Below are 11,826 nucleotides of genomic sequence, written 5' to 3'. Positions count from 1 at the left end.
GGTAGAGCATAGCGTGGCAAAAAAAAATCCCCCAAAGTCTAGCAGACTTTGAGGGACATGTCATTATGTTTGATTTCGTCTATTTCTTCTTTCCGTACTTTTTGGAAATTTGAATAGCTTTGTATTTCGTCGTGTCAAAATGGGGTGTGTCAATTGATAAGCTTGTTGGATAAGGTGCACTTCGATCGAAGAAATACACCGTTGTTGTGCTTCCGTAATCATTGACAGGCATCAAGTCAAGACAGCCTGTATAATCTGCGTTCAACAGGTCACCTACTGTAACGGCATAGATGCGTATGATACCGCCTTTATTTTGTTCATTTCTGACGAAAGCGACTTCCTTAAAACCTCCCGGTAAACCTTCAATACTTTTCTGATTGAAGCTATCTTTTAAAATAAAACCCAGCAGCACTAAAATCGGTATGACCAAAAGCCATAACCTTTTATTCTTCTTCATTAAAAAACACTTAAATTGTAATAGTAATACCTAATAACTTATAAAACTCTTTTAAAATTGCCTGATGTCCTGGCCAAGCAGGAGAGGTGACCAAATTTCCGTCTACGACCGCTTGATCTGCAGGAATATTTTTCCATGTGCCGCCTGCTAATTCAATGTCTGGACCTACAGCAACATAGGCTGTCAATGTACGACCTGCGAGTACTTTTGCAGCTGTTAACACCTGGATACCATGACATATTGCCGCCACAGGTTTGTTGTGCTCAAAGAAGTGTTTCGTAATCTCCAAAACACGTTTGTTGAGTCGAATATATTCTGCCGATCGTCCGCCAGCAATATATAGACCGTCATAGTCTTCAACATTTACCTGGTCGAAATCTTTATTGATTGCGAAATTATGCCCGCGCAATTCTTTGTAGGTCTGATCACCAGTGAAATCATGTACTGCTGTGGGAACTACATCCCCGCTTTTGCGGTCTGGAGCAATTGCATCTACCGTTATCCCTATAGAACCCATTGCTTGAAATGGAACCATTGCTTCGTAGTCTTCTACAAAGTCTCCTACAAGTAGTAATATTTTTTTTGCCATATCAAAAAACCTCTTTTAATAGGTTTTCAATTTACATATTAAAAGAGGTTTTTACAATGATTATTTGTTAATCTTTTGTTAACCCTGAACGGATAATTTTTCGGCAAGTGCACGTTTTGTTTTACGTACTTTAGCTTCTAATTGACTTCTTAAAGTCGGGTCGATAATACCTTTACCTTCTTCAAAGTTTTTGTGGAATTCGGGAAGAGAAAAGGAATCTAATATATCGGCACCGTCCCAAGTGATTCGATTGACAGCAGTGTTCAAAACTGTGGCACCTCCCATTGGACCAGGGGCAGTAGCCAATAAGAAAACAGGTTTGCCGTTGAATAATTTACGGTTAGGAATCCGTGAAACCCAGTCAACGATATTTTTGTAAGCTGTGGTATAGGATCCATTATGTTCGGCCAAAGAAATCAACAGGAAATCTGCGGCATCCATTTTAGCTGCAAAGTCATGCGCTAATTGTGGAATGCCCAACTCGACTTCTTTGTCGTAAGAATAGATCGGCATTTCAAAATGGTTTAAGTCTAGCAATTCGATGGTATCGTCGGCTTCCTTGTAGTATTTTGAAGTACTTGTGACAAATGTTTTGTTGATTGAGTTTTTGTTGCTTGTGCCTGCAAATGCTAATATTTTCATCTTTATATCATTAATTTATGAGGTGCTGCATAGGGTTAAAAATACCCCATACTGGCCTCGCTGTTACCTTTGGAAAATCATGGTTTTCGCATGTTTTCGATTTGATTTATTTTTAAATCGGGTCAAACTTACAATATAATTGCTGAATAAATGTCAATCAAATGTCTCTGTGGGGTGTTCTGCTTTATTTATTGATGTAGATCAAGAAAATTAAAACGTTCGTACATGCCAAGTAGACCTGTAAGTCCGCCGGTATGTATTACGAGTACCTGATCGGCGGGGGTAAAGTAGTCCTTTTTGATCAGGTCATCCACGGCATAGAGCAATTTGCCGGTATAAGTAGGTTCAATCATTATTCCTGTGGATGCTATAAAATGTTGAACGAAGGCGAGCAAGTCGGCGTTGGATTTGGCATAACCACCAAAATGATAATCAAGGTGTAAAATAGGCGGGGGGATGTTGGGGTAAAGTTGATCGACTTCCGTTTGAATAAAGCCACCATTTTTTAAAACAGGAACGCCATGTACATGGGTAAATAGATCTCGTTTTTCGACAGCATTGCCTATTCCCGCTAATGTTGTTCCTGTACCACAGGCTGTAAAAATATGCTGATATTCATGTTGGAGTTCGTCAACGATTTCGGCGCAACCTTTCGCTCCGAGCATACCGTAACCGCCTTCATGTATATAGAATGTCGTCGGATCCTGACCAAAATAACGCTCGTATAAATTTTCTTTATTTCGGTAAGATTCGCGGTCGACGTAAATAAGCTGCATCCCAAAAAGACGACACATCGTTAAAACAGGGTTGTTAACCCCTTCTTCACCTCTAACAAAAGCAGTTGTTTTAAACTTGAAGGTAGCGCCGGCGCAAGCAGTAGCCAAAAGATGGTTGCTCCATGCCCCGCCAAATGTAACCAGATGGCTTTTCCCTAGCTGCACTGCTTCTTCCAGATTATATTTTAATTTTCGCCACTTATTGCCCGAAATAAACGGATGTATGAGGTCATCCCGCTTAAGCGTTACTTTAATATGCTTCTTCTCCCAGGCCGGAAGGCACAATTCAGTTTCGGGACTATGGATTTTGAACGGCAACATAACATTAAATGAAAACAAATTTAACGAAAATTGTTTCATTTGGTTTATTTTTGTAGCATGACAGAACAAATTGGATCGCAAGATCAGGAAGAACAGGAATTATTTGAGCATCTACGTATTGAGGTGGATAAGGGGCAAGCATTACTCCGCATTGATAAATATCTGATGAACAGGGTGGAAAATGCTACGCGGAGCAAAATTCAGCATGCTATTGAAGCTGGTTCTGTCATGGTTAACGGTAAGGAGATCAAGGCGAGCTATAAGGTTAGACCTGATGATGTGATTACATTGGTGCTACCTGATCCGCCACGGGATAACGAAGTTTATCCTGAAAACATTCCATTAGATATCAAATACGAGGATGACGATGTGTTGATCGTGAATAAGGAGGCGGGAATGGTCGTGCATCCAGGATATAATAATTATACAGGAACCTTGGTCAATGCATTAACGTATCATATACAGCAGCTGCCACAGCTACCTGGAAACTCCGATCGCCCGGGTTTAGTGCATCGAATCGATAAAGACACCTCCGGATTATTGGTCATTGCTAAAAATGAAAAATCAATGGCCTTTTTGGCAAAGCAGTTTTTCGATCACAGCATTACCCGTAAATATATTGCATTAGTTTGGGGAGATTTAAAAGAGGACGGAACAATCACAGGTTATATTGGACGTCATCTAAAAGACAGACGTATCATGGCGATGTATGATAGTGAAGACAAGGGGCGTTGGTCAGTGACACATTACCGAGTTTTGGAGCGACTGGGCTATGTTACCCTAATAGAATGTCAATTAGAAACGGGACGTACACATCAAATTCGTACGCATATGCAATCTATTGGTCATCCGCTATTTAATGATGCCATGTATGGTGGCGATAAGATTTTAAAAGGTACCGTGTTTTCAAAGTACAAGCAGTTTGTGGATAACTGTTTTTCATTGCTGCCGCGACAAGCACTTCATGCTCAAGTATTGGGATTTATTCATCCTTCTACAAAAGAAAATATGTATTTTGAGGTACCATATCCGGAAGATTTTCGTTTAGCTTTAGAAAAGTGGCGCGGATATGCGGCAAATTCAATGGCTATAGAACATGATTAAAATTTAGAACAAAATTAAGATGCCAACAAACTATATCAATTTCAATGGCAATGTAGTGCCGGAAGATCAGGAAATATTTAGCATTGAGAATAGAGGTTTTCGTTATGGGGACGGACTGTTCGAAACGATGTTGTATAAGGATGGTGATATCCGCTTTCTAAATTTTCATGTCGAGCGTTTACAAAAAGGAATGGAGTTGATTCATTTGGATGATGCAAACCTTTTCGATGCATTTTTTATTCGTTCGAGATCCGAAGAATTAATCCGTAAAAACAATATGTTGGGACAGCAGGTTCGTATCCGGTTGATCGTATTTAGATCTGGTGGCGGATTGTATAGTCCGACGAGTAATAAACCTGGTTTTGTTTTGCAGGTGCAGCGCATAGAACCTAATCTTCGCGATAAGAAGGTCGGTTTGATTGTAGGGCTGTACAATGAATTCAAAAAACCTTATAGCGATCTTTCAAAGATTAAATCTTTAAATGCGCAGATTTATGTGTTAGCTGGCATCTATAAAAAGAAAATGGCTTTTGATGATGTGTTAATTCTAAATCAGGAAGGTTACCTATGTGAATCCTTAATTTCAAATATCTTTGTCTATTATGAAAAGGTGCTTTATACACCAGCATTATCCGAAGGATGTATTGAAGGGGTGATGCGTCGGGTAGTCATGGACATGGCACAGGATGAAGGTATAGAAGTGGTGGAAGCACAGATAAGCCCCGAAATCATGAAACGGGCAGATGAGATTTTCTGTACCAATGCTGTACAGGGGGTACAATGGGTAATGGGCTATAAGCAAAAGCGCTATTTCAATAAGATATCGCGGATCTTACAGGAAAAATTACAGCATTGGAACTATGACCTCAGTGATGAACAAGACTAGTTTAATTTGATCATTCATACAAAAGGGCAGAACTTAATTCTGCCTTTTTGTATGAATGATTCGCTCAGCCCATTGCTCAAATGCTGTTTTAAAGCTGCGGAGAAAATCTTTGGTTTTTGCTAATTCCACTGTTCCACTTGGACCGATACAGCTGCCGATATCGCCCAGATAAGCTTCAGGTTGCTGCATCGTTGGGATATTGACGAAGACAAGTGATTGACGCAAATGATGGTTGGCCCCAAAGCCCCCATAAACTCCCGTTGATGAGGAAATTATTGCGCCAGGTTTACCATCCCATTTATTTTTTCCATAGGGTCTCGAACCCACGTCAATCGCATTCTTTAATACCGCCGGAATCGAACGGTTATACTCTGCGGTAACAAAAAGCACAGCATCCAAGGACGCGACCTCTTGACGGAAACGGGTATAGCTAGCCGGTGGGTTACCAGCATCGTCAAAATCCTGATTATATAAGGGGAGATCGCCGATATCAATCATGCGATAGCTAAATTTCGATTCCTCCTGGTCGAGGATAAACTGTGCGATCTTTTTATTGAAAGATTCCTTTCTCAAGCTGCCGACAAATATGCCTACGTTATATATACTCATGGTAATTATTCATTAAAGTCCTATCAATCTGAACAACGGATCCTTCAAAAAGGTTTGGGGTATTTTGTGAATTACACTATTTTCAACCTGTTCAAAATGAGGTTTTTATTGTTGCGTTAACAAAAATTAACATTTGAACATTAATCTTTTGCATACTGTTTGTTGTCGTATTGTAAAGAAGAAATTACAAACTAAGGGAGGAGCTACTTATGAAAAAATTGTTTTATGCGGCGGCGATCATTGCAGGCCTTTTTACGGCGGGAGCCGCACAGGCGCAAGTGAGTATCAGTGTCAATATTGGAAGTCAGCCTAGTTGGGGGCCAGCGGGTTATGATTACGCGCGTTATTATTATATGCCAGAATACAATATGTATTACGATGTACCCGCGAGATGTTACGTTTATTATGATAACGGCGGCTGGATAAGAAGAGCAAGTTTACCGAGACGATATAGACATTACGATTTTTATCGGGTGCATAAAGTAGTAATCAACGATCGCACACCTTGGCATCATCACGATCGCTACAGAAGCCGTTATGGCGGTTATCGGGGAAGGCAGGTCGCCATTCGAGACAGTCATCATGGTGGTGGATATTCATTTGCAAGCGAGCGTCGGGTAAGCCGCGAACATTCATGGGGTGAGCGTCGGGGATACGATAGAGGAAACGACCGCGGTTATGGACGAGGTCGCGAAGGTGGTCACGGGCGTGGCAATGATCAGGGACATGGACACGGGCGAGGTAACGGTCGTGGCGGAAGACATCGGGATTAATTGAGTAGCTGAATAACAGAATAAAAAAGGAATCTATATCAACATAGGTTCCTTTTTTTTGGCCGGAAATAACAGCTGGTCTGCTTTCGTAGCGCTGGAGGCATGCGAAATCATGACGCTTTGAGTGCCATGCACAATAAATTAAATAACATAACAGCTTTATTAATGAAAAATATATTAATTTTGCGCAACACGGGACTGAAATCAGCTTATTTTAGATGATTTTGAGTATTTGTGAAATAATTGTGATGGTAAGTTAATTTTTGTAATGAGAAAAGTAGTTAATTCGGGTGTTGTATGGGTAGGGTTAAGTATATCTATTTTGGGATTTTACTCCTGCAATCAAAGTGGGACAAATAAGGTGCAAAATGTGGGGGCTGTTGACTCTATGCCACCAAAAAAGGATAGTTTACTTGCCGTGCAGGATTCAATAAGTAAAGTAGATTCGCTACGGAAAGACACCATTACAAAAATGGAAGAAGATGTGGACTACAAAGGAGCTAAAGATACAACGGTATTGTTGACTGATACTGTTTCTCCACGATACATTTATCTCACTTTTGACGATGGACCCTTAAATGGAAGTCAGCACCTTGATTCCATTGCGACAGCAAAAGGCATTAAAATCAATGCTTTTCTGATTGGTAATCATGACAAGATGAGTAAGAAGTTACACGGCTTTACAGAACGTTATAAAAATAATCCATTAGTAGATTGTTACAACCACAGTTACTGGCATGCACATAATAAGTACAGTACGTTCTATTCGAATGCGCAGACGGCCTTTGAAGATTTTGAACTTGCTGAGCAATCGCTGGGCTTAACACATAAGATAGTGCGGCTGCCGGGACGAAATATCTGGTATATCGGAGACCGCAAAAAGGTTGATTTGAAAAGTGGGGCTTCGACGGCCGAGCTACTACACCAAAATGGTTATAAAGTAATTGGTTGGGATTGTGAGTGGAAGATTAATGGTGTTACAGGGAAACCGGACCTATCGGTGAATCAATTGTATACCCAAATGAAGAATTTACTCCGCAAAGGTACGTCTTATACAAAGAACAATGTTGTGCTCTTGACACATGACAATATGTACCAAACGAAAAAAGGGCAGCGGCTATTATCGGACTTGATCGATAGTCTCAAACAACATCCAAACTATCGTTTCGAATTTGTGCGGAATTATCCGCAATAGTGGCAACTAGTATCTATTTAAATAATTAAGGCTTAAACAGGAGTTCCCCAGTTTAAGCCTTAATTATTTAGACGAAAAGTCTATTTTAATTTTGTTTACGGAGATATTTGGTCAGAATCACGATGGTTTGACCTTCAATCTTTCCTTCAATTTGTTCGATATTGTCTGCTACAAGTCGAATATTCTTAACCACGGTACCTAAAGTCGCTTTTAAAGAGGAGCCTTTCACATCAAGCGTTTTTGTCAGAACAACAGTGTCGCCCTCCAATAGTCGTTGCCCGATGCTATCTTCATGAAATGAAACATAGCCGTCATTTTCATGGTCTCCAGTTTTCTTAGCTTCAGCTAGTGTCTCATCGTCTAAATAGAGAATATCCAATGCTTCAGACGCCCAACCTTCATTTTTTAGTCGGTTTAACATACGCCAGCATACAATTTGTACCGATGGGTTCTCGGACCACATTGCATTTGGAAGGAATTTCCAATCGTCCGGATTTAATTGCTCCGTTTTGTTGAGCTGATTGACCAATGTTTCTGAAATCAGTAAAGTATTGTCCAAATTTGATGTTATTTCCGGTGGTAATGTATAAGCAATTAAAGTGGCATCTTCGCCTGTCAGCTCACATTTTCCGCCAGCTCTCGCTTGTAATTGTTCTTCTAATTTCATGTCAATTTTTTTGAAAGCCCAAACTTAGCCAAATTTGTTTTGATGTACAATGACGAATATCACGACTTAGAGAAATAACTCCTGTTTTTGTCCCTTTAAAGCATTGTTTTTGCTAATGACTATCTTTTCTTACTGGTAAATTTATGATATGAGCGAGCTATAATGTAAATTGTAGCATGAGTTTTTTCTTCAAATAAATCTACTTCATGTAGAACATTGGTACCGAATTTGTGTTTATCCAACATTAGAAAAGATTATTAACTGTAATATAGAAATACTATGAAATGGCAAGGAGGTAAACAAAGTGGTAATTTTGAAGACCGCAGAGGAATGTCGGGGGGAGGAAAAATTGCTTTAGGAGGAATTGGTGGAATTATTGTTTTGGTCATTGGATTTTTGATGGGTGGAGATCCGAGTCAACTCTTACAGCAGGCTCAAAATATGGGGGCGCAAACCGAACAGTCCGGGCAGCCACGTGAGTTAAATCCTGAAGAAAAAAGGCTAACCGAATTCTCCTTGACTGTACTCCAAAGTACAGAGGATGTTTGGGCAAAGCTGTTTAAAGAGCAGATGCAGAAGAGTTATACGCCTACTACCCTTGTTTTTTATGATGGTGGTACACAAACGGATGGTTGTGGCATGGGACAGGCCTCTTACGGACCTTTTTATTGTCCTGGCGATCAAAAGATTTACCTGGATCTGAGCTTTAGTAAAGAACTGTCGGATAAATTCGGGGCGAAGGGAGAGTTCGCCATGGCGTATGTAATTGCCCATGAGGTTGGACACCATATCCAACAGTTGGTGGGTTTATTACCAAAGACCAATCAGGCCCGTGGGCAAATGAGTGAACGCGAAAATAACCGGATCTCTGTGATGACCGAACTGCAAGCTGATTTTTATGCTGGAGTATGGGCGCATTATCTCAATGAATATACCGATATAAAAATCGATTATAATGATATTATGGACGGTATGAAAGCTGCCGAAGCAGTGGGAGATGATAAATTACAGACAGAGGCACAGGGCTATGCTGTTCCTGAATCATTTACGCATGGTACGTCCGCTCAACGTATGGAATGGTTTAAAAAGGGATATGATTCGGGGGATATGCGATCGGGCAACACCTTTGAAGATCCGAGTCTGAAATAAAGATCATACTTCGAATGAAAAAACACCTGTTCACACATCATGAACAGGTGTTTTAATTTAATTGCCCTATGTGTTTCACCACCTACGCTTTCATTTATTTGGGAATATAAAGGATCATCACAAAACCCGTGCTGAATCATGTTGGATCATTATTGAACCAACAAATTACATCCCCTGATATCACTTTGGTCAAAACGTCCTAATATTTCAAAAGATCCATCTGGATATACTTTACCCAAATCCTGCGTGGCTATAAATGAACACGAGTAACGATTCGCAAGGTCGATAACGTTGATACCACCAGTTTTATTCATGGGAATTAGGCTCAATGGATCATTGGTGTCGCGAATCAAGATTTTCATCCATTTGGGAAGATGGAAAATTCCCTGACCTGAAGAATAACCTTGTGAGAGTAATTCTGTCATGCCATATTCCGAATGGATTCCATGGACGGAAAAGGCTTCTTCCAGGAGTTTATGGATTTCCTGTTTGACCATTTCCTTGCGCTTACCTTTCATTCCGCCAGTTTCCATAATAATCAGTTCAGGAAATTCAAAGGCGTATTGTTCAATGAAGTCGAGTAGGGCGTACGTTACGCCGAAAAGGATTGTTTTTGTGCCTTTATTTTTGAGCGCCACAAGTGTATCGTAAAGCTCTTGGTGGTTATAGAGAAAATAATTGCTTTCAGGCTGCTCACTTTGCTTCATGAGATCATCAATCATGTAGATTAAAGATGAACCGCTTCTTTCAAGGTATGAGGGTAGAAGGGCCAGTATGGCAATATGGCTCAGTGGCCCATAGAAGTCTTCAAAAATACGACGGAAAGTGCGTTCGTAAATACGGAGGTCAGCGACTAAATGTTTTGAGGTGACCATACCCGTTGTACCCGAACTCGAGAATACGATTTCAGCCTCCATTCCTTCAGCAATAACCTGTTGCGTCTTAAAAAATTCAATAGGCATAAAAGGAATATCCGTATAGTGCTGAATAAGGTCTTTTTCTCTGCCGAGGAGGCTGATATAGTCACGATAAACCTTACAATGCTGGCTCTGGAATTGGTAGGTATCTAAACAATGCTGATTAAAATCATCCTCGGTTTTAATTTCAAAAAAATCCTTCCAGTTCGCCATAGCATTTAAATTTGATCGACAAAATTAACGAAAATTTGTAAATATTGAAGGCGATCTATAGATTCCTTCTTATCAGAAGCCTATTGAAGATGTTTGGTATTATTAATAATACAGGTATGTGGAGACAGAAAATTCTGTAAACAGAAGGAGCAGTATAGTGTCTTTGTCCAGTATAACCGGATTAGAGGGGTAGATAGATCGGGATCGTCGTAAAACATAACTAGAGAACAGGCTTAGGTCAAGGTAAGAAAACTTGACCTAAGCCTGTTATTTTTTATAACATACCACCATCAACAGGAAGAACCTGTCCGGTTACGTATGCCGATAAGTCAGATGCTAAATAAAGACATGCATTGGCAACATCTTCTGGTTGGCCAGCACGTTTCAATGGAATTCCAGCTTCCCATCCTGCCACAACTTTAGGATCCAGTACATCTGTCATTTCGGTACGTATAAAGCCTGGAGCAACTACGTTTGCACGGATATTACGAGAACCTAATTCTTTAGCGACCGATTTTGTGAACCCAATGATACCAGCTTTTGATGCAGCATAATTTGCCTGACCAGCATTTCCTTGAACGCCAACAACGGATGACATATTGATAAATGAACCTTTACGGTTTTTCATCATAATTTTTGAAGCAGCTTTTGTAACGTTAAAGACAGATTTTAAGTTGACATTTAATACATCATCCCAATTCTCTTCGGTCATACGCATTAACAGGCCGTCTTTTGTGATACCAGCATTATTTACAACAATATCTAATCCGCCAAAATCAGCGACGATCGCATTGATCAATTGTTCTGCTTCTTCAAATTTTGAAGCGTCAGAGCGATAACCAATCACTTTGGTGCCAAAAGCCTGAAGCTCCTGCTCCAACGCCTGTCCTTTTTCGACAGAAGAAAGATACGTAAAAGCGACGTTAGCACCATGTTGTGCAAAGACTTCTGCAATTTTCCTTCCGATTCCTTTTGATGCTCCTGTTACTAAAGCAATTTTTCCTTCAAGTATTTTCATCTGTATAAGTTATTTGTTCTTCAATTAATTACACTATGGCATTTATGACCATTTTCCTCGTGCTTTCTTTCGCTCACAGCCCGTCTGATCTTGGAATTCAACACGATACATGAACTCGCTTCCATTAGGTTTATCTTGGTTATGCCACAGTGTTTGTGTTTTTCTCGATGCTATAGTATGAGCGAATAAATGATCTTATTTTTTAGCCATCGTGTACACTATTGCCTATCGACGTTCTGCAAAAATGTTAAAACTATATTATAACACAAAATCTTTCGATAAATAACGGTTTAAAATAGAAAAACATTGTGTGCTGACCCGGTGTTTATCTTGGAGTGGGGGAGTGTTTTAAGGTAACATTTTTAGAATTTTGCGGTAAGCGATTGCTCACTTAGGATTATTTTAATAAATCAATGGTATTTTTGAATAAGTGGTTCTAAAAAGTACAGTTTTTTGACAAAAGACTTGGACGTTTACCAAAAACTATATTAAATTTGCATCAATCACAAA

The 11,826-nt window shown here is 39.9% G+C and carries 13 protein-coding genes; 5 read left to right on the top strand and 8 right to left on the bottom strand.

What is annotated here, in order from left to right:
* Positions 1 to 79 precede the first annotated feature (79 nt).
* The 4 genes from B2O97_RS23490 to B2O97_RS23475 form a co-directional block, all read right to left on the bottom strand.
* Complete coding sequence (locus B2O97_RS23490; RefSeq protein ID WP_070569650.1) at positions 80 to 457, bottom strand: hypothetical protein; 378 nt, start codon at positions 455 to 457, stop codon at positions 80 to 82.
* A gap of 10 nt (positions 458 to 467) precedes the next feature.
* Entirely contained in the window at positions 468 to 1,046 is a 579-nt protein-coding gene (locus B2O97_RS23485; protein ID WP_070569652.1) for a DJ-1/PfpI family protein, read from the bottom strand.
* Positions 1,047 to 1,124: 78 nt separating this feature from the next.
* A complete protein-coding gene (locus tag B2O97_RS23480; RefSeq protein ID WP_046675799.1) occupies positions 1,125 to 1,688 on the bottom strand; it encodes an NADPH-dependent FMN reductase in 564 nt (187 codons plus the stop codon).
* Positions 1,689 to 1,876: 188 nt separating this feature from the next.
* Positions 1,877 to 2,824 carry a 1-aminocyclopropane-1-carboxylate deaminase/D-cysteine desulfhydrase gene (locus B2O97_RS23475; RefSeq protein ID WP_053003927.1) on the bottom strand — a complete coding sequence of 316 codons (948 nt, stop codon included), beginning with the start codon at positions 2,822 to 2,824 and terminating at the stop codon, positions 1,877 to 1,879.
* A gap of 18 nt (positions 2,825 to 2,842) precedes the next feature.
* Between B2O97_RS23475 and B2O97_RS23470 the strand changes: the two genes are divergently transcribed.
* Entirely contained in the window at positions 2,843 to 3,889 is a 1,047-nt protein-coding gene (locus B2O97_RS23470; RefSeq protein ID WP_046675800.1) for an RluA family pseudouridine synthase, read from the top strand.
* Between the two features lie 19 nt (positions 3,890 to 3,908).
* Positions 3,909 to 4,775 carry an aminotransferase class IV gene (locus B2O97_RS23465; protein WP_046675801.1) on the top strand — a complete coding sequence of 289 codons (867 nt, stop codon included), beginning with the start codon at positions 3,909 to 3,911 and terminating at the stop codon, positions 4,773 to 4,775.
* 33 nt (positions 4,776 to 4,808) lie between these two features.
* Here B2O97_RS23465 and B2O97_RS23460 read toward each other — a convergent pair whose 3' ends face one another.
* Positions 4,809 to 5,384 (bottom strand): NADPH-dependent FMN reductase, encoded by a 576-nt coding sequence (locus B2O97_RS23460; RefSeq protein WP_070569655.1) that lies wholly within the window; start codon positions 5,382 to 5,384, stop codon positions 4,809 to 4,811.
* A gap of 209 nt (positions 5,385 to 5,593) precedes the next feature.
* Here B2O97_RS23460 and B2O97_RS23455 point away from each other — a divergent pair, with 209 nt between their 5' ends.
* Both B2O97_RS23455 and B2O97_RS23450 read left to right on the top strand, forming a co-directional pair.
* Positions 5,594 to 6,157 carry a hypothetical protein gene (locus B2O97_RS23455; protein ID WP_070569657.1) on the top strand — a complete coding sequence of 188 codons (564 nt, stop codon included), beginning with the start codon at positions 5,594 to 5,596 and terminating at the stop codon, positions 6,155 to 6,157.
* Positions 6,158 to 6,425: 268 nt separating this feature from the next.
* Entirely contained in the window at positions 6,426 to 7,352 is a 927-nt protein-coding gene (locus tag B2O97_RS23450; RefSeq protein ID WP_070569659.1) for a polysaccharide deacetylase family protein, read from the top strand.
* 85 nt (positions 7,353 to 7,437) lie between these two features.
* Here the strand turns inward: B2O97_RS23450 and B2O97_RS23445 are convergent, their stop codons facing one another.
* Positions 7,438 to 8,019, bottom strand: coding sequence for a PhnA domain-containing protein (locus B2O97_RS23445; protein ID WP_046675805.1), 582 nt, complete (start codon positions 8,017 to 8,019; stop codon positions 7,438 to 7,440).
* Between the two features lie 279 nt (positions 8,020 to 8,298).
* Between B2O97_RS23445 and B2O97_RS23440 the strand changes: the two genes are divergently transcribed.
* Positions 8,299 to 9,168 (top strand): KPN_02809 family neutral zinc metallopeptidase, encoded by an 870-nt coding sequence (locus B2O97_RS23440; protein WP_070569662.1) that lies wholly within the window; start codon positions 8,299 to 8,301, stop codon positions 9,166 to 9,168.
* A 149-nt stretch (positions 9,169 to 9,317) separates the two neighbouring features.
* Here the strand turns inward: B2O97_RS23440 and B2O97_RS23435 are convergent, their stop codons facing one another.
* A complete protein-coding gene (locus B2O97_RS23435) occupies positions 9,318 to 10,298 on the bottom strand; it encodes an acyl transferase (RefSeq protein WP_070569664.1) in 981 nt (326 codons plus the stop codon).
* Positions 10,299 to 10,572: 274 nt separating this feature from the next.
* Complete coding sequence (fabG, locus tag B2O97_RS23430; protein ID WP_046675808.1) at positions 10,573 to 11,316, bottom strand: 3-oxoacyl-[acyl-carrier-protein] reductase; 744 nt, start codon at positions 11,314 to 11,316, stop codon at positions 10,573 to 10,575.
* Positions 11,317 to 11,826 lie beyond the last annotated feature (510 nt).

This window comes from Sphingobacterium sp. UBA865 (genome assembly GCF_002295765.1).
Taxonomy (GTDB): domain Bacteria; phylum Bacteroidota; class Bacteroidia; order Sphingobacteriales; family Sphingobacteriaceae; genus Sphingobacterium; species Sphingobacterium multivorum.
This window is presented reverse-complemented; position numbering and strand designations above follow the sequence as displayed.